Source organism: Agrobacterium sp. YIC 4121, assembly GCF_002008205.1.
In the GTDB taxonomy this organism is placed as follows: domain Bacteria; phylum Pseudomonadota; class Alphaproteobacteria; order Rhizobiales; family Rhizobiaceae; genus Agrobacterium; species Agrobacterium leguminum.
The window spans coordinates 21,208-38,531 of sequence record NZ_MRDI01000013.1; the positions used below are offsets into that span (position 1 = coordinate 21,208).

Below are 17,324 nucleotides of genomic sequence, written 5' to 3' on the forward strand. Positions count from 1 at the left end.
CAGGGTAAAACAGGCGGCGAGCGGACAATTCCGTTTTAACGGCAGGGCAGAGGGCCGCAAGGCCAGAATCCTCTCTTCCCGTGCAAACTGTTGAAGACCGGCAGCCTATTGCTTGACTCTTTGCTGAAATGGGAACAAAACAGGAACAATAAAGATGAATAACCGGAATTGAAACCTGTCATGCCATGCAAAAGCGCGCGGATCAGTTGCTCGTTGTCGAAGAGCTGCGTGAAAGGCTGGAAAGGATCGGTAACGGCGCTCCGCGCCTGCACGAGACCTTGCCTTTCGGCGTGGATGCCATCGACCATCGCCTGCCGGGAGGCGGGCTGAAGCTCGGTTGCCTGCATGAGGTGAGCAGCGGCGGCAATGGCGCTGCCGATGGCGCGGCGGCCGCCCTTTTTGCGGCCGGTGTGGCGGCACGGCTTTCCGGCAAGGTTTTATGGTGTGTCACCCGCCGGGATCTGTTCATGCCGGGGCTGACGCAGGCCGGCCTGTCGCAGAACCGGGTCATCATCGTTGAATGCCGCGATGAGAAAGGTGTGCTCGACTGTTTCGAGGAGGGCTTACGCTGCAACGGTTTCGGCGCGGTGATGGGCGAGCTGGCGAAGTTGCCGATGAACGCCTCGCGGCGGCTGCAACTGGCGGCGGAAACCTCCGGTGTTACCGGCATCGCCATTCGTCGCTTCCGGCGTGCGGCCGATGCGGCGCTGTTCGGCGAGCCGACGGCGGCGATGACCCGCTGGCGCATCTCCGTCCGGCCCTCATCCGCCTTGCCGGTGCCGGGGGTGGGCAGACCGCGCTGGTTTCTGGAACTTTTGCGATGTCGCGGCGGCGAAAGTGCCGAATTTGAAGTGGAAGCCTGTGATGCAAAGGGTCGTCTCGCTCTACCTGCCGACATGGCCGACGGATCGTTTCCGGCGTCTTTCGGGCAAGGACGCGCCGCCGGTTGAAAAGCCGCTGGTCATGATTGGCCGCCATGGCAGCCGCCGGCTGGTGCTGGCGCTCGACAAGGCGGCAAAGGCGGCGGGCATCCGGCCGGGCACGCCGGTCAGCAAGGCGCAGGCGCTGGTGCCGGGCCTTATCGTGGAAGATCTGGATGCGGATGGAGATTCCCGCGCCCTGCAACAGCTGGCTTTTCATTTCCTGCGCATCTATGCCCCCATCGTCGCCGCCGACCCGCCGGACGGGCTGGTGCTGGACACGGCGGGGGCGGACCATCTGCACGGCAATGAGGCGCTGATGCTGAGCGGCATGGTCAACCGCCTGCATGCCGCCGGCTTTAGCGCCCGCGCCGCCATTGCCGATAGCTGGGGAGCGGCCCATGCGCTGGCGCGTTTTGGCCGTGAGGCGATCAGCATCGTGCCGCCGGGCGGGCAGCGTGTGGCGGTCAGCGGCTTGCCACTTGCCGCGTTGAGGCTGGAAGAGCGGATCGTTTCCGAGTTGAAGGTGCTCGGTTTCCGCAGCATCGGCGAGCTGGCCGAAGCACCGCGTGCGCCGCTCACCCTGCGTTTCGGCCCCGAACTCGTGCGCCGTCTTTCCCAGGCTTTGGGGGAGATCGGTGAACCCATCGAACCGGTGCGCGTGGCCGAGCTGGTGGAGGTGCGGTGCGCCTTTCCCGAACCCATTGCAGCGGCGGAGACGATTGCCCGTTATACGCAAAAACTGGTTCCGGAGCTTTGTGTCGCGCTGGAAAAGCGCGGCCTCGGCGCCCGCCGTGTCGATCTGGTGCTGCACCGGGTCGATAGCGGCCTGCAGGCGGTGCGGGCCGGCACCTCCAGACCGGTGCGCGACATTAAACAGCTTGTCCGGCTTCTGACCGACCGTATCGACACCATCGATCCCGGTTTCGGCATCGAGATGATGGTGCTGACCGCCACCCATGCCGAGCCGCTTGTCGCCGCGCAGGCCCGATCCTCGCTTCTGGAGGAAGGCCGTGCGGACATCGCCGATACGGTTGATGTCATTCTCAATCGCGGCCACAGGGTCTATCGTTATGCGGCGGTGGCGAGCGATGTGCCGGAGCGCTCCGTTGCCCGGGTTGCGGCGCTGGCACCTGAGGATAGGCTCGGCTGGCCCGGCCACTGGCCGCGCCCGGTCAGGCTTTTTGCAAGGCCGGAACCCATCGAAACGCTGGCGCTGCTGCCGGACCATCCCCCCCGTTATTTCCTCTGGAAAGGCGTGCGCCACAATGTGCGCCGCGCCGACGGGCCGGAGCGGGTGTTCGGCGAATGGTGGAAACGCGACCGGGAAAAGGCCGCCGTGCGCGATTATTTCACGGTGGAAAATGAAAGCGGCGAGCGCTTCTGGATTTTCCGTTCCGGTGACGGCGAACATGCCGAGACCGGCTCGCAGGGCTGGTTCATCCACGGGGTTTTCGCATGAATGCGCCGCGTTATGCCGAACTTCAGGTGACCACCCATTTCTCCTTCCTGCGCGGCGCAAGCTCCTGCGAGGAGCTGTTCGAACAGGCCAAAAATCTCGGCATCGAGGCGCTTGGTATCGTGGACCGCAACAGCCTTGCGGGCATTCCCCGCGCTTATGAAGCCGCCAATAATCATGGCATCCGCCTCGTCATCGGCTGCCGGCTCGATCTGGATGATGATATCTCCGTGCTTGCCTATCCCATGGATCGCCCGGCCTACGGCCGGCTTTGCCGGCTGCTTTCCGTCGGCAAGAAAAGAGGCGGCAAGGGCAAATGCCGGCTTGCTTGGGACGATCTCGTCGCCTACGGCGAAGGCCTGATCGTGGTGCTGCTCGCCGATCTGGCCGACGATCTATGCGCGCTTCGCCTGCGCCGGCTGAAGACAGCTTTTGCGGACCGGGCCTATATGGCGCTTAGCCTCAGAAGACGCCCCAACGACCAGATGCGGCTTTTCGAACTGTCGAACTTGGCGCTAGCTGCAGGTGTCCCGACCGTGGTGACCAATGACGTGCTGTTTCATGTGCCCGAGCGGCGGATGCTGCAGGATGTCGTCACCTGCATAAGGCACAATTGCACCATCGATGAGGCCGGTTTCCGCCGCGAGCGCCACGCCGACCGTTACATGAAACCGCCGGAAGAGATGCACCGGCTGTTTGTCCGTTACCCCGAGGCGCTGGCCCGCAGTCTCGAAATCGCGAAGCGCTGCAAATTTTCGCTGGAGGAGCTGGTCTATCAATATCCCGAGGAGCGCAGCCTGCCGGGGCTGACGGCGCAGCAGGCGCTGGAGAAGATGGTATGGGAAGCGGTGCCGGGGCGGTATGCGCATGGTCTGCCGGAAAAGGTGGAGAAGGCGCTGCATCATGAGCTGGGGCTAATAGGCCGGCTGGAATATGCCCCCTATTTTCTGACGGTGAACGCCATTGTCCAATTTGCGCGCGGGAAGGATATTCTCTGCCAGGGACGCGGCTCGGCGGCCAATTCGGTGGTGTGCTACGTGCTCGGCATAACCGCCATCGATCCTGTAAAGGTTGATCTCCTGTTCGAACGCTTCGTCTCCGAAGAACGGCGCGAACCGCCTGATATCGACGTGGATTTCGAACATCAGCGGCGTGAGGAGGTCATCCAGTGGGTTTATGACACCTATGGTCGGGACAAGGCTGCGCTTTGTTCGGTTGTTACCCGTTATCGCGGGCGTGGGGCGCTGCGGGATGTCGGTAAGGTTCTGGGGTTACCGGAAGATTTGACCAAACTTCTCTCCTCGCAAGTGTGGCGGTGGAGCGAGGGGGTCGGCGAAAAGCAGGTGAAAGAGTTGAACCTCAATATGGAGGACCGCCGCCTGCAACTTGCCTTTGAACTTGCCAATCAGCTTGTCGGCACACCGCGTCACCACAGCCAGCATCCGGGCGGCTTTGTTTTGACCCATGACCGGCTGGACGAGCTGGTGCCGATCGAGCCCGCTGCCATGGATGACCGCCAGATCATCGAGTGGGACAAGGACGATATCGATATCGTCAAATTCATGAAAATGGATTGTCTGGCGCTCGGCATGCTCTCCTGCATGAAACGCGGCTTCGACATGCTGGAGGCACGGGACGGCAAGAAATACGATCTCACTTCCATGCCGCCCAAGGACGATGCCACTTTTGCCATGATCCAGAAGGCCGATACGCTGGGCACCTTCCAGATTGAAAGCCGGGCGCAGATGTCCATGCTGCCGCGGCTTAAACCGAAGGAATTCTACGATCTCGTCATTCAGGTGGCTATCGTTCGTCCTGGCCCAATTCAAGGCGATATGGTGCATCCCTACCTTCGCCGAAGGCAGGAAAAGGAGCCGGTTCATTATCCTAAGGAAGAATTGCGAAGAGTTCTGGGCAAGACGCTGGGCGTTCCGCTGTTTCAGGAGCAGGCCATGCGCGTCGCCATCGAATGCGCCGGTTTTTCTCCCGGCAAGGCGGATCAGTTGCGCCGTGCCATGGCAACCTTCAAGAATGTCGGCACCATCTCCAAATTCAGACAGGATCTGATCGATGGCATGGTGGAGCGCGGTTATGAGCAGGACTTCGCCGAACGCATCTTCAAACAGCTCGAAGGTTTCGGCAGTTATGGTTTTCCCGAAAGCCATGCGGCCTCCTTCGCATTGATTGCCTATGCCTCTTCATGGCTGAAGTGCCATTATCCCGATATTTTCTGCACGGCGCTTCTCAATTCGCAGCCCATGGGATTTTACGCCCCCGCGCAGATCGTGCGCGATGCGCGCGATCATGGCGTGGAAGTGCGCCCGGTCTGCGTCAATAACAGCCGCTTCGATTGCACGCTGGAACCGACCGGCAAGAGCGATGCCGATGGTAAAGAGCTTTACGCCGTGCGGCTTGGCCTGCGCATGGTGAAGGGGCTCTCCAATGATCATGCCGCCGATATTGTCGCCGCCCGGCAGGATCGGCCTTTCGCCTCCGTCGACGATCTATGGCGAAGGGCGGGCGTTCCTGCCGCCGCCCTTGTCTGTCTCGCCGAAGCCGATGCCTTTCTGCCGTCGCTTTCGCTTGCCAGACGCGAAGCGCTCTGGGCCATCAAGGCTTTGCGGGATGAGCCGCTGCCGCTTTTCGCCGCCGCTGCCGTCAGGGAAGATGCCGTTATCGAAGAGCTTCAGGAGCCCTCCGTTGCGCTCAGGCCCATGACTGATGGCGGCGAGGTTGTGCAGGATTACGGCCATGTGGGGCTGACCCTGCGCGAACATCCCATGACCTTCCTGCGGCGCGATCTTTCCCGCCGTCGCATTGTTACCTGCGCGGAGGCGGTGCGTGTGCGTGATGGCACATGGCTGGAAACGGCGGGTCTGGTGCTGGTGCGCCAGCGTCCCGGCTCGGCGAAAGGCGTGATCTTCATGACGCTGGAGGACGAGACCGGCATTGCCAATGCTGTCCTTTGGGTCAAGACCTTCGAAAAATACCGGCGTGTGGTGCTGTCTGCCGGCATGGTAGGCATTTACGGCAAGATCCAGCGGGAAGGCGAGGTGGTGCATCTGGTCGCCCACCGGCTGACCGATTTGTCGGAAGCGCTGGCAAGTGTGGGTGAGCGCAACCGCGCCTTTCCCCTGCCGCATGGGCGCGGCGATGAGTTCCACCACGGCATGCCGCCGGAGGATCATCGCACCATTAGGAAACGCCCGCCCGCTACAGTCGATGATGAAGATGAGGTGGAGCGGATAAAGGTCATTTCCCGCAATTTCCACTGAGACAAATTCCTATGCCGCATCCTCCAGCCCGGCCGTGTCCTTCCTGCGGAACTGGCTGGGCGGCGCGCCGAGCACGCGTTTGAAGGCGCGGCTGAAGGAGGCTTCGGAATCGTAACCGAGCTTTTCCGCCGCCACCGTCACGCGCATGCCTTCGCGCAGCCACAGCCGCGCCTGATGCATGCGCACGCGCACCACGTAACGGGCCGGGCTTTCGCCCACTATGCGGGTGAAACGTTCCGCGAAACTGGAGCGGGATGCGCCCATCAGCGAGGCAAGCTCCTCCACGCTCCAGTCCTTTTCGGGGTTGAGGTGGATGGCGGCCAGCACCCGCCCGAGTTCGGGATTGCGCACGGCGGCCAGCCAGCCGCTGGAATCGCCGCAGCCATATTCCACCCATGTGCGGATCAACGTCGCGGTCAGCACATCGGCAAGCCGTGCCAGAATGCCGCCCGCGCCCACGCGGTTCAGTTCCACCTCGCGCGTCATGGCTTCAAGCAGATGGGGGATAGCCGGGTCGCTTTTGGCCAGATCGCTGGTCAGCATCACATCCGGCATCAGCTGCAGCAGCGGGTGCAGATTGTCCATGTTGAAACGCATCGAAGCGGTAAAGGCCACGGTATCGCCGCCGGCGCTCGCGCATTCCATGTCGAAGATGCCCTGGCAGACTTCCTTCTTGCCGAAGCGGTCGAAAAGGGCGGGCTTCACATCCTCGCCACTGCCCAGCACATGGGCGTGCCCTCGCGGCAGAAGCACGGCGTCGCCGCAGGTCAGCGTCAGCCATTCCCCGGAAGGTTTCAGCAATTTCGCCTGACCGACGCCGATGAAATGAAACCGCGCGGCTTCCTGTTCGGGAAAAGCCGTCGCCCAGGGTGTGGCCATGCGGCACCGGCCGTATTCGACACCATCGAGCCTCAGGCCACGCAACATTTCGGTCAGGGCATCATTCATGGCTTGCTCGCAAATTCGGATGTTTGGTTAAGGAATGTGGATTTTCTAGCATGGAAACGCCGGGATGTCACGCATAGCTTATGTGCATCGATTTACGGTTGTTGAACCTGGCTCCCACCGGTTTCACCACTTTGCCTTTCCGTTTCAGGACGCATTCCGGGAATGCGCATCAGGAGATTTTCATGAACAACCGGACCATAAACGAGCTTGAATATGTGCCGCGCAAGACAGAGCCGGATGCGAAATGGGCGGCCGTGGTTTCGCTTTCGCTCGGCGTTTTCGGGCTGGTGACGGCGGAGTTCCTGCCGGTCAGCCTTCTCACGCCGCTTTCGGTCGATCTCGCCGTCAGCTCCGGCATTGCCGGTCAATCCATCACCGTTACGGCGCTGGTCGCGGCGGTCGCCGGCCCCGGCGTCGTCATCGGCACACGCAGCATCGACCGTCGCTGGACATTGCTTGGGCTGACCACGCTGCTGATCATTTCCAGCACGCTGGCCGCCTTCGCCAACGGTCTTTTCATGCTGTTCGCCTCGCGTGTCCTGCTCGGCATCGGCCTTGGCGGCTTCTGGGCCATGTCTGCGGCGCTGGCGCTGAGGCTGGTGCCGCTTGAGAAGATGCCGCGCGCCATGGCCATCATCCTGACAGGGGTTTCGGTCGCCACCGTCTGTGCAGCGCCGGTGGGCGCGTGGATCGGGGCGACGCTTGGCTGGCGCTCGGCCTTTGTGGTTGCGGGTGCGCTCGGTGTCATCGCACTTTTCGTGCAATTGCTCACCGTTCCGTCGCTGCCGCCGGCTGGCGCACCCGGTCTTTCCACCATGTTCCGGCTGTTGCAGCGGCCGCAGGTTCGGATCGGCCTTCTGACGACGCTGTTCATCGTTGCGGGTCATTTTGCCGGTTTCACCTATGTTCGTCCATTCCTGGAAGACGTCACGCTTCTTGGCGTCGAGGCGATTTCCCTCGTCCTTCTGGTTTATGGTGTCAGCGGCTTTTTCGGCAATCTTTTCGGCGGTTTCCTCTCCGAGAAAAACACGGCATGGGCAGTGACGTTCGCCGCGACTCTCATCGCGGCATCGGCTTCCGTTCTGGTCGTTGCGGGTGCGTCGCCCCTGATTGCCGGCCTTGCCATCGCCTCCTGGGGTTTTACCTTCGGTGCGCTCCCGGTCAGTGTGCAGAGCTTCATCACGCGGGCCGCTTCCGATGAGGCGGAAAGCGCCGGCGCGCTGCTGCTCACCACGTTCCAGATCGCCATTTCCAGCGGTGCGGTTCTGGGCGGCCTGCTGATCGATCTTCAGGGGGCGACGATGGTCTTCGTCTTCGTGGCGATTGCCGCCCTTCTCGGCGCATCGCTGATGGCGTCGCGCCGTGGCGTGGTGCCGCAGGTCGAGGCATCGCGGGGATAATTGGTCTAAGAAAACGGACCCGCATTCCTGCGGGTCTTACAACTCCTCAAACCGTCTTGATCGCCTTCTGCGTCCGGTCTTTACCGACCTCGATCACGTGGCGCATGGCTTTCACCGCCGTATCCGCGTCACGCGCCGCAATCGCATGTACGATGCGCAGATGATTGGACGCGATTTCGGCGATGGTGCCAGGCGAAGCGGCCGGCGACGAGAGCTGGAAGGAAATGGCAAGTGCTGCTTCGATCAGCCCGCTTGCCGAGCGCATGAAGGGATTGCCGGACATATGCGCCACGGCAAGGTGGAATTCGAGATCGACCTTGGCGATGCTCTCCGGCGTATGTTTCGGATTGTCGAATTTGGCGGCGATGACGTAAAGCGAAACGATATCGTCATTGGAGGCCTGCAGGGCCGCTGCCGCTGCCGCCGCCGGTTCCAGCGCCAGACGGATCTCCGCCAGATGCGTGACGAATTCCTGGTCTATGCCGGCCTCGCAGCGCCAGCCCAGCACATCCGGATCGAAGAAGTTCCAGCTTGAGCGGTCGAGAACGCGGGTGCCCACTTTCGCCTTGGGCTCCACCAGCCGCTTGGCCGCCAACGTCTTCATGGTTTCGCGCAGCACGGTGCGCGAGACGCCGAAGCGCATGGAGAGTTCCGCGTCATTGGGCAGCAGGGAGCCTTCCGCAATTCTGCCCGAGACGATGGCGCTGCCGAGTTCGGAGACCACATGGGCGTGGCTGTTCCGGCGTTTTCGCCCGCTTATCGTCGTTTCGAGCAGCCCCAAGCAAGCCTCCCTTGGCAATTATGCCGGATGCGGTCCGGCCAGTCTCCTGTTTGAATACCAGATGATTGCGCGCTGCAACACGATGAAGACGAAAAGCAGCACGCCGATGACGATTTTCGTCCACCAGGAGGAAAGCGTCCCGTCAAAAACGATGTAGGTCTGGATCAAGCCCTGTATCAGAAGGCCGATGAAGGTTCCTGCCACAAGCCCCGTGCCGCCGGTTAGCAGAGTGCCGCCAATGACGACGGCGGCGATGGCGTCGAGCTCCACGCCCACCGTCGCCAGCGAATAACCTGACGACGTGTAGAGCGTATAGACAATGCCGGCGAGGCCGGAGAGGAAACCGGAAAGCGCATATATGCCGATGGTCGTGGCCCCGATCGGCACGCCCATCAGCTCGGCCGATTGCGGGTTGCCGCCAAGCGCATAGACATTGGCGCCGAAGCGGGTGCGGCTGGCGATCAGCATGCCGGCGGCGAAGACGAGAAGCATCAGCATGGCTAGCGCCGTCAGCCTGCCGCCGCCGGGAAAGCGGTAATAAAAGCCCTGTATCGCATCGATGAAGGGATGCGAGATCGGCACGGACTGGGTGGAGATGAGGTAAGCCGCGCCGCGCGCCAGAAACATGCCCGCCAGCGTCACCACGAAAGGTGGGATCGACAGGAAGCGGATCATCGCCCCCATCAGGCAGCCAAACAGCGTCGAGACAACCAGCACGATGGCGAAGGCGAGCAGCGGGTGGATATTATAGGTGCCGACCATGACGGCGACGAAGACGCTGGTAAAGGCGATGACTGAACCGATGGACAGATCGATGCCGCCCGACAGGATGACGAAGGTCATGCCGACGGCCGCGATGCCGAGGAAGGCATTGTCGGTCAGAAGGTTGCCGATCACCCGCGTGGAAAAGATCGCCGGATATTGCAGCACGCAGAGGAGATAGGCGATGACGAAGATCGTCAGAGTGGTGAGGAAGGGCAGGTTGCGGCTGTGGATCATCGCGCGGTTCCTTCCTTGGTCATGCCATTGGTGGCCGCCGGTTTGGCGTGTGGCTTCGGCGCTTTCACGAAGCCAAGCACCGTCATGATCGCCGGCGATTGCAGCGTCAGCACCACCATGATGATGCCGGCCTTGATGATGAGGTTGAATTCCGGCGGAAAGCCCGAAACGAGAATGCCGGTATTGATGGTCTGGATGATCAGCGCGCCGATCAGCGAGGCGGTGATGGAGAAGCGCCCGCCATTCAGCGACGTGCCGCCGATGACTACCGCCAATATGGCGTCCAGTTCCAGCCAAAGCCCGGCATTGTTGGCATCCGCGCCGCGAATATCGGCAGTCACGATCATGCCAGCGATGGCCGCGCAGAGGCCGGAAACCGCATAGACGAAAAACAAGAGGAAACGGGCCCGTACGCCGGCAAGCGCTGCCGCGCGACGATTGATGCCGGTCGCCTCGATCAGGAAGCCGAGCGCGCTCTTGCGCACCAGAAGCCCGATCGTGAGCGCCGCCGCCACCCAGATGATGACGGGCAGCGGAATGCCCGCGAACGAGCCGGAACCGATGGCGGAAAAGCTGTCGTTGTTGAAGGTGAGAATGACGCCTTCGGTGATGAGCTGGGCGATGCCGCGCCCCGCCACCATGAGGATCAGCGTGGCGATGATCGGCTGGATGTCGAGAAGGGCGACGAGCACACCGTTCCACAGGCCACAGGCGATGCCCACCGCAAGCGAGATGACGATGACGGAAGGAATGGAATGGCCATTGCTGATGAGCGTGGCCGCGACCGCGCCGCAGATGGCGATGACGGCGCCGATGGAAAGGTCGATGCCCTTGGTGGCGATGACCAGCGTCATGCCGATGGTTAAAAGCGCCACGGGTGCGGCGCGCACGAGAATATCCACCAGACTGCCATAGAGCCGGCCGTTCTGAAACGAGACATGCAGGAAACCCGGCGAAAGGATTGTAATCGCTGCCAGAATGATGAAGAGCGCGGCAAGCTGGGGAGCAAGCCTTTTTAGGCGTCGTGTCACAGCCACCATCACGCCGCCTCCGTTTTCGCCGCATCGGCAATCGCCCGCATGATGTTGTCGGCGGTCACTTCGCCGCCTTTCAATTCGCTGACATGGCGGCGGTCGGAGAGCACGACCACACGATGGGCAACTGCGGTAAGCTCTTCCAGTTCGGAGGAGATGACGACGAGCGACATGCCCTCGCTGCAGAGTTTTTCGATCATTTTCAGGATTTCCGCATGCGCGCCGATATCGATGCCGCGTGTCGGCTCGTCGAGGATCAGTAGCCGGGGGTGAGTGGCGAGCCAGCGCGCCAGAATGGCCTTCTGCTGGTTGCCACCGGACAGGAATTTGATCGGCCGCTCGGGATCGGCCGGGCGGATATCGAGCGACTTGATAAAGCTTTCGGCCAGTTCCGCCTTCTGTCGGCGCGACAGCGGCCGTGCCCAGCCCTGCCGTGCCTGAAGCGCCAATGCAATATTATCTGTGACGGAAAAGTCGCCGATGATGCCGTCCGTCTTGCGCTCTTCCGGACAGAAGCCGAACCCGGCGGTAATGGCGGCTTCCGGCGAAGAAATCGCCACTGTCTGGCCGTCGATGACAGCCTTTCCGGTATCCGGCCGGTCGATGCCGAACAACAGGAAGGCTGTTTCCGTCCGGCCCGAACCCAGCAGCCCGGCGACGCCGACAATCTCTCCTGGCCGGATGCCGAGATCGAAAGGCGCGATGCTGCCGCGTTTGCCGTAACCTTCGAAACGGATCGGCGGTTCGCCCTCGGCAACCGTATCTTCGGTCGCCTGATGTTCATGGGTGATGTGCTGAAGCTCGCGACCGAGCATCATCGAAATGAGTTCGGACCTCGGCAGGCTACCGATGTCGCGGGTGCCGACGAGACGGCCGTTGCGCAGCACCGTCACCCGGTCGGCGATATCATAGACCTGATTAAGGAAGTGGGTGATGATGACGATGCCGATGCCGCGTGCGCGCAGGTTTCTCAAGACGCCAAACAGCATCTCGACCTCATGGGCATCAAGGCTGGCGGTCGGTTCGTCCAGCACCAGCACCTTGCCGGAAAGATCGACGGCGCGGGCAATGGCGATGATTTGCCGGATGGCCACGGAATAGCTGGAGAGAAGCGCGTTGACGTCGATGGACAACCCGTATTGGGCAAGCAGCGCCTGCGATTTCTTCTGCATCGTGCCGCGGTCGATCAGCCCGAAGCGGCGCGGCTGGCGGCCGAGAAACAGGTTTTCGGCAACCGTCAGGTTTTCGAGAAGGTTCACTTCCTGATAGACCGTGCCGATGCCGAGCGCCTGCGCCTCACCCACATTGGCGGGCGAAATCTCTGCGCCCTCCAGAAAGATCGAGCCGCTGTCGCGGTGATAAACGCCGGTCAGGATTTTGATGAGCGTCGATTTACCCGCGCCGTTTTCGCCGAGCAGGGCATGGATTTCACCATGTCCAAGCGAAAAATCGACGCCATCAAGCGCCGTGATCCCCAAAAAGGATTTGCCGATGGCGCGTGCTTCCAGAAGTGGTGCCGTTTCGGACATTGAGCAGGTTCCGCATGAAGAATGCCATGATGGAGCGGCACGAACGACGCGCCGCTCCTTCCGAAGAATGGGGTATCAGTAACCCAGACCCTTCTTCGCCTCGTAGACCTTCATCGGGTCGTCAGACGCCGTGTAGAGCTTGGATTCGGTCTGAATCCACTTCGGCGGGGCCTTCTTGTCCTTCAGGTAGGCTTCGAGCGCGTCGAAGGCAGGGCCGGCCATGTCAGGCGTCAGTTCGACGGTGGCGTTGGCTTCGCCGGCCGCCATGGCCTTGAAGATATCAGGCACGGCATCGATGGAAACGACCTTGATGTCGGTTCCGGGCTTGAGGCCAGCTTCCTTGATCGCCTGGATCGCGCCGACGGCCATGTCGTCATTGTGAGCGTAGACCGCACAGATATCCTTGCCGCCGCCTTCGGCCTTGATGAAGCTTTCCATCACTTCCTTGCCCTTGGTGCGGGTGAAGTCACCCGTCTGCGAGCGTGCGATCTTGATGTTCTTGTGCGAGGCAATCGCCTCTTCGAAGCCCTTTTTGCGGTTAATGGCGGGCGAAGAGCCGGTCGTGCCCTGCAATTCAACGACCTTGCAGTCCTTGGAACCGACATCCTTGACCAGCCAGTCGCCGGCAACCTTGCCTTCATGAACCTGATCGGAGGTCACGGCGGTGAGGTAAAGATCGTCAGAAGCCTCGATCTGGCGGTCGAGCAGAATGACAGGGATATTTTCTTCCTTGGCTTCCTTCAGCACGGCGTCCCAGCCGGTTGCGACGACCGGAGCGATCAGGATCGCATCGACGCCCTGCGCGATGAAGCCGCGAACGGCCTTGATCTGGTTTTCCTGCTTTTGCTGTGCGTCGGCGAATTTCAGCGTGACGCCGCGCTTCTCCGCCTGCTGCTTGGTGACGGTTGTTTCAGCTGCGCGCCAGCCGGATTCCGAACCGATCTGCGAGAAGCCGACGGTAAGCGATTGTGCGGAAACACTGGATGCAAGGCATGCGGAAACGGCGACAGTGAATGCCGCAAGAGCTTTTCTCATCTTATCCTCCCAGAGATGATGTCAGCGTGACGGCGACACTATGAGCATATAGTAATACTCTTGAAAAGCGGTTTTTTAGCCTTTTCACAATTTGGCTTTCACGAACTGAGACTAAATTTTGTCATAAAATACAATAAATCAATGGTTTGGGTGGGAATAAATTATACTCTTTCCCTGTCTGAGTACGCCGAAAATGGCCCGCGATGTGGCTTGACAGTCAATGACGGCATCTAATAGTAATATAAATAAAGATATCAGACTGAGGCGGAGTGCCGGGCCTTTCGGGCCAGACGCATTCCGGCAAGGCAGGGAGGAAGAGGCCGTTGCGCGACGCCGGTATCATCGTAAATGCCGAAAAATATTCGGCTAAAGCCGAAGAACAGCTCCAAATCACTCGTCTGGGGCTGCCCTGTCGGTTATGCGTGATCTCCGAAAGCTGATTCCATTTTCCTTGCGCACAACATAAGCTTGTCGCATTTCGTAATATTTTACCGTTGGCCACTTCCGGCTGGAGACCCGCATCATGACTACATCCGACAATCTTCCCGCAACCCAGGGCAAGGGAGGCAAGCTTCGCTCGCGCGCGTGGTTCGACAATCCCGCCAACGCGGATATGACCGCGCTTTATCTCGAGCGTTACATGAACTTCGGTCTCAGCCAGGCCGAGCTTCAGTCCGACCGCCCGATCATCGGCATTGCGCAGACCGGTTCGGACCTTTCGCCCTGCAACCGCCACCATCTGGAACTAGCGAACCGCCTGCGCGAAGGCATCCGTGAAGCGGGCGGCATCGCCATCGAATTCCCGGTGCATCCGATCCAGGAAACCGGCAAGCGCCCGACCGCCGGTCTCGACCGCAACCTTGCCTATCTCGGCCTCGTGGAAGTGCTTTACGGCTATCCGCTCGATGGCGTTGTTCTGACCATCGGCTGCGACAAGACCACGCCTGCCTGTCTTATGGCGGCGGCCACCGTCAACATTCCGGCCATCGCCCTTTCCGTCGGTCCCATGCTGAACGGCTGGTTCCGTGGCGAGCGCACCGGTTCCGGCACCATCGTCTGGAAGGCGCGCGAACTGCTGGCGAAGGGCGAGATCGATTATCAGGGCTTCGTCAAGCTCGTCGCCTCGTCGGCTCCCTCCACCGGCTATTGCAACACCATGGGCACGGCGACGACCATGAACTCGCTTGCCGAAGCGCTCGGCATGCAGCTTCCGGGCTCCGCCGCCATCCCGGCGCCTTACCGCGACCGTCAGGAAGTCTCCTACCTCACCGGCCTGCGCATCGTTGAAATGGTCAAGGAAGACCTGAAGCCTTCCGATATCATGACCAAGGATGCCTTCATCAACGCCATCCGCGTCAACTCGGCCATCGGCGGCTCCACCAATGCGCCGATCCACCTCAACGGCCTTGCCCGCCATGTCGGCGTCGAGCTGACGGTGGATGACTGGCAGACCTATGGCGAAGATGTGCCGCTGCTCGTCAACCTGCAGCCGGCCGGCGAATATCTCGGCGAAGATTATTACCATGCCGGCGGTGTTCCGGCTGTCGTCAATCAGCTGATGAACCAGGGACTGATCATGGAAGACGCCATGACCGTCAACGGCAAGACCATCGGCGAAAACTGCCGTGGCGCGATCATCGAAGACGAGAAGGTCATCCGTCCCTATGAGCAGCCGCTCAAGGAACGTGCCGGCTTCCGCGTCCTGCGCGGCAACCTGTTCTCCTCCGCCATCATGAAGACGAGCGTGATTTCGGAAGAGTTCCGCAACCGTTACCTCTCCAACCCGAACGATCCGGAAGCCTTCGAAGGCCGAGCTGTGGTGTTCGACGGTCCGGAGGACTACCATCACCGCATCGACGATCCGTCGCTGAAGATCGACGCCAACACCATCCTCTTCATGCGCGGCGCCGGTCCCATCGGTTATCCGGGTGCGGCGGAAGTGGTTAACATGCGCGCGCCCGATTATCTCCTGAAGGAAGGCGTCAATTCGCTGCCCTGCATCGGCGATGGTCGTCAGTCCGGCACGTCGGGCAGCCCGTCCATCCTCAACGCTTCCCCGGAAGCGGCGGCCGGTGGTGGCCTCGCCATCCTGCAGACGGGTGACCGCGTCCGCATCGATGTGGGCCGTGGCAAGGCGGATATCCTGATTTCCGGCGAGGAACTGGCCAAGCGTTACGAGGCGCTGTCGGCTGAGGGCGGTTACAAGTTCCCCGATCACCAGACGCCATGGCAGGAAATCCAGCGCGGTATCGTCAGCCAGATGGAAACCGGCGCGGTTCTGGAACCGGCCGTGAAGTATCAGCGCATCGCCCAGACCAAGGGCCTGCCGCGCGACAACCACTAAGGTTAGGCAGTTTTGCCGACCGCTTTTTAATCGGCCCCGGGGTAAAACCCGGGGCCGAAACATTTTGGATACCGTGCTTCGCAACCGCGTGAACCGTGCGGGCGGCCGAAGGGCGCGATAGCCTCATTGCTTACCTGCCTACTTCCCCGATGGGGCTGGCGGCTTTCCTAAATACGGCAGGAAGAACATGTAAAGCCCGCTGAGAACAAGCAAAGTCAGCGGCACCAGTGGAGCATAAACGATCATCGGTGGCGTCGGGCCGAAGGCCATCGAAGCGAAGTTCGCCAGAATGGTGACGGTCAGCAGAATGCCCAGCCACCGATGGCCCTGCCTTATCCAGTTTCGCAAGATCAAAGTCGCCCCCAAGAAAAAACATCCATGATGGAATGTGACACATCGGCGCTTCAGCGGGCCTGAACGAGCTTCCAGCCATTGCCGGAAGGATCGCGGAAGCTCGCATCCACCGAGCCGTAGCGGGCGATCGGTTCCTGGGTGAATTCGACGCCGCATTTGTGCATGGCGTCAAAGGCTTTCTTACAATCCTCGACCACCAGAACCAGCGGCGGCATGGCGCCTTTGGCCACGGCTTCGTTCAGATCCTGCGCCGTCGCCTCATCAACGGTCGGGGCCTGCGGCCGAAACAGGCCCAGCTGGAAATCCGGCTGGTCCGGGTGCTGCACGGTCAGCCAGCGATAATCGCCGTTGCGTGCGTCCGTATGCAGACGAAATCCGACTTTTTCGACATAAAATTGCAGCGCTTTGTCCTGGTCATGAACGTAAAGCCCGACAAGTTGAACACCATTTTTCATGAGCTATCTCCCTTTCACTCACCGTGCCTACCGCTTTCCGTTCGCCGGCGCTTCTCCGAAACTGCGATTGTGAGATGGGGACGATGTGCGGCGCTGACGAAGCAATGGGGAACCTGCTCAAGGTCGGCAGGCAAAAGCCGCATCCTGCGCCGCAATTCACTCGGGTTTTCCCCCGTCACGTCGCGGAAAACACGGCCGAACGTGCCGATGCTGTTCCAGCCGGTTTGCAGCGCGATGTCGATGATCGGAAGGTCCGTGTCACGCAACAGCGCCACGGCGCGCTCCACGCGCCGTGTTAGCAGATAGCGGTGAGGGGGTATGCCGAAAGCATCGCGAAACGATCTCGCGAAGTGCGCCTGTGAGGCCCCGCTGACGCTTGCAAGGCGTGAAACAGGCCACGCCTCATGGGGCGCCGCGTCCATATGATCCTTGGCCCGCAGAAGGCGGCGCAACAGTTGCAAGTCTCTGTTCGCAGAGTTCTTTTCGGGCCGGCGCATTTGGCAATCATTGAATGAACCCGCGGTCCTTGGCAAGGTTCATACCTGCAAGCCGCTGTGAGTGGCTCAGATCACCGGGTAAAGCGACCAGAAGAACAGTTCATATTCCTGATCGCGGTCGTCATCGTGCGACTCGTCATCGGGTCTGCGCGGTGTTTTGTCCTGAAACTCGGTCTCCACCCGCTCATTGACGACGGGCATCCTTCGGCCGATGCCAAAGAGGTCAAAGGAGAGCATGTTGAACCCTGCTACCATGGCCGTTTCCCTTCTTCACGCGAGTTAACGTAGCGTTAA

General features: G+C 61.0%; 15 protein-coding genes. 5 read left to right on the forward strand and 10 right to left on the reverse strand.

Translation table 11 applies throughout. From position 1 onward, the window contains the following. Window positions 1-185: 185 nt before the first annotated feature. The 3 genes from BTE54_RS12875 to BTE54_RS12885 are packed head-to-tail and all read left to right on the forward strand — an operon-like array spanning window position 186 to window position 5,654. Window positions 186-950, forward strand: coding sequence for an ImuA family protein (locus tag BTE54_RS12875; protein WP_078052717.1), 765 nt, complete (start codon window positions 186-188; stop codon window positions 948-950). Then, window positions 865-2,382 carry a DNA polymerase Y family protein gene (locus BTE54_RS12880; RefSeq protein ID WP_198939136.1) on the forward strand — a complete coding sequence of 506 codons (1,518 nt, stop codon included), beginning with the start codon at window positions 865-867 and terminating at the stop codon, window positions 2,380-2,382. The genes BTE54_RS12875 and BTE54_RS12880 overlap by 86 nt, the downstream gene beginning before the upstream one ends. After that, a complete protein-coding gene (locus BTE54_RS12885) occupies window positions 2,379-5,654 on the forward strand; it encodes an error-prone DNA polymerase (protein ID WP_078052718.1) in 3,276 nt (1,091 codons plus the stop codon). Before BTE54_RS12880 ends, BTE54_RS12885 begins: the two co-directional genes overlap by 4 nt. Before the next feature lie 9 nt (window positions 5,655-5,663). On the opposite strand, the gene BTE54_RS12890 is transcribed toward BTE54_RS12885, so the two are convergent. Further along, on the reverse strand, window positions 5,664-6,602 hold the full coding sequence (locus BTE54_RS12890) for an AraC family transcriptional regulator (RefSeq protein ID WP_065655505.1): 939 nt from the start codon (window positions 6,600-6,602) through the stop codon (window positions 5,664-5,666). Between the two features lie 182 nt (window positions 6,603-6,784). Between BTE54_RS12890 and BTE54_RS12895 the strand changes: the two genes are divergently transcribed. Then, the gene (locus tag BTE54_RS12895; RefSeq protein ID WP_078052739.1) at window positions 6,785-8,002 is read left to right on the forward strand and encodes an MFS transporter; all 1,218 of its coding nucleotides are present in this window, start codon (window positions 6,785-6,787) and stop codon (window positions 8,000-8,002) included. Between the two features lie 46 nt (window positions 8,003-8,048). On the opposite strand, the gene BTE54_RS12900 is transcribed toward BTE54_RS12895, so the two are convergent. The 5 genes from BTE54_RS12900 to ytfQ all read right to left on the reverse strand — a co-directional run bounded on the left by BTE54_RS12900 (window position 8,049) and on the right by ytfQ (window position 13,380). Next, entirely contained in the window at window positions 8,049-8,783 is a 735-nt protein-coding gene (locus tag BTE54_RS12900) for a FadR/GntR family transcriptional regulator (RefSeq protein WP_078052719.1), read from the reverse strand. Window positions 8,784-8,801: 18 nt separating this feature from the next. Next, window positions 8,802-9,782, reverse strand: a complete 981-nt coding sequence (gene yjfF, locus BTE54_RS12905; RefSeq protein WP_078052720.1) for a galactofuranose ABC transporter, permease protein YjfF — start codon at window positions 9,780-9,782, stop codon at window positions 8,802-8,804. Then, window positions 9,779-10,822 carry an ABC transporter permease gene (locus tag BTE54_RS12910; RefSeq protein WP_161987805.1) on the reverse strand — a complete coding sequence of 348 codons (1,044 nt, stop codon included), beginning with the start codon at window positions 10,820-10,822 and terminating at the stop codon, window positions 9,779-9,781. The genes yjfF and BTE54_RS12910 overlap by 4 nt, the downstream gene beginning before the upstream one ends. Further along, on the reverse strand, window positions 10,822-12,345 hold the full coding sequence (locus tag BTE54_RS12915) for a sugar ABC transporter ATP-binding protein (RefSeq protein WP_078052722.1): 1,524 nt from the start codon (window positions 12,343-12,345) through the stop codon (window positions 10,822-10,824). The genes BTE54_RS12910 and BTE54_RS12915 overlap by 1 nt, the downstream gene beginning before the upstream one ends. A gap of 75 nt (window positions 12,346-12,420) precedes the next feature. Then, entirely contained in the window at window positions 12,421-13,380 is a 960-nt protein-coding gene (gene ytfQ / locus BTE54_RS12920; protein ID WP_065655501.1) for a galactofuranose ABC transporter, galactofuranose-binding protein YtfQ, read from the reverse strand. A gap of 523 nt (window positions 13,381-13,903) precedes the next feature. On the opposite strand from ytfQ, the gene BTE54_RS12925 reads away from it, so the two are divergent. Beyond that, window positions 13,904-15,724: an IlvD/Edd family dehydratase gene (locus tag BTE54_RS12925; RefSeq protein ID WP_065655500.1), complete on the forward strand. Its 1,821-nt coding sequence runs from the start codon at window positions 13,904-13,906 to the stop codon at window positions 15,722-15,724. A 138-nt stretch (window positions 15,725-15,862) separates the two neighbouring features. Here BTE54_RS12925 and BTE54_RS12930 read toward each other — a convergent pair whose 3' ends face one another. From BTE54_RS12930 to BTE54_RS25095, 4 genes are all read right to left on the reverse strand, one after another. Then, a complete protein-coding gene (locus BTE54_RS12930) occupies window positions 15,863-16,072 on the reverse strand; it encodes a hypothetical protein (protein WP_223215672.1) in 210 nt (69 codons plus the stop codon). Window positions 16,073-16,128: 56 nt separating this feature from the next. Next, window positions 16,129-16,533, reverse strand: a complete 405-nt coding sequence (locus BTE54_RS12935) for a VOC family protein (RefSeq protein WP_078052724.1) — start codon at window positions 16,531-16,533, stop codon at window positions 16,129-16,131. 14 nt (window positions 16,534-16,547) lie between these two features. Continuing rightward, window positions 16,548-17,030: a helix-turn-helix transcriptional regulator gene (locus BTE54_RS12940; RefSeq protein ID WP_078052725.1), complete on the reverse strand. Its 483-nt coding sequence runs from the start codon at window positions 17,028-17,030 to the stop codon at window positions 16,548-16,550. Window positions 17,031-17,096: 66 nt separating this feature from the next. Then, window positions 17,097-17,285, reverse strand: coding sequence for a hypothetical protein (locus BTE54_RS25095; RefSeq protein ID WP_003506556.1), 189 nt, complete (start codon window positions 17,283-17,285; stop codon window positions 17,097-17,099). Window positions 17,286-17,324 lie beyond the last annotated feature (39 nt).

Bases quoted from the DNA above. Each gene is read 5' to 3' on its own strand.
- yjfF (WP_078052720.1), bottom strand. From the start codon at position 9,782: ATGATCCACAGCCGCAACCTGCCCTTCCTCACCACTCTGACGATCTTC.
- BTE54_RS12895 (WP_078052739.1), top strand. From the start codon at position 6,785: ATGAACAACCGGACCATAAACGAGCTTGAATATGTGCCGCGCAAGACA.
- BTE54_RS25095 (WP_003506556.1), bottom strand. From the start codon at position 17,285: ATGGTAGCAGGGTTCAACATGCTCTCCTTTGACCTCTTTGGCATCGGC.
- BTE54_RS12890 (WP_065655505.1), bottom strand. From the start codon at position 6,602: ATGAATGATGCCCTGACCGAAATGTTGCGTGGCCTGAGGCTCGATGGT.
- BTE54_RS12935 (WP_078052724.1), bottom strand. From the start codon at position 16,533: ATGAAAAATGGTGTTCAACTTGTCGGGCTTTACGTTCATGACCAGGAC.
- BTE54_RS12915 (WP_078052722.1), bottom strand. From the start codon at position 12,345: ATGTCCGAAACGGCACCACTTCTGGAAGCACGCGCCATCGGCAAATCC.
- BTE54_RS12940 (WP_078052725.1), bottom strand. From the start codon at position 17,030: ATGCGCCGGCCCGAAAAGAACTCTGCGAACAGAGACTTGCAACTGTTG.
- BTE54_RS12875 (WP_078052717.1), top strand. From the start codon at position 186: ATGCAAAAGCGCGCGGATCAGTTGCTCGTTGTCGAAGAGCTGCGTGAA.
- BTE54_RS12885 (WP_078052718.1), top strand. From the start codon at position 2,379: ATGAATGCGCCGCGTTATGCCGAACTTCAGGTGACCACCCATTTCTCC.
- BTE54_RS12910 (WP_161987805.1), bottom strand. From the start codon at position 10,822: ATGGTGGCTGTGACACGACGCCTAAAAAGGCTTGCTCCCCAGCTTGCC.
- ytfQ (WP_065655501.1), bottom strand. From the start codon at position 13,380: ATGAGAAAAGCTCTTGCGGCATTCACTGTCGCCGTTTCCGCATGCCTT.
- BTE54_RS12880 (WP_198939136.1), top strand. From the start codon at position 865: ATGCAAAGGGTCGTCTCGCTCTACCTGCCGACATGGCCGACGGATCGT.
- BTE54_RS12925 (WP_065655500.1), top strand. From the start codon at position 13,904: ATGACTACATCCGACAATCTTCCCGCAACCCAGGGCAAGGGAGGCAAG.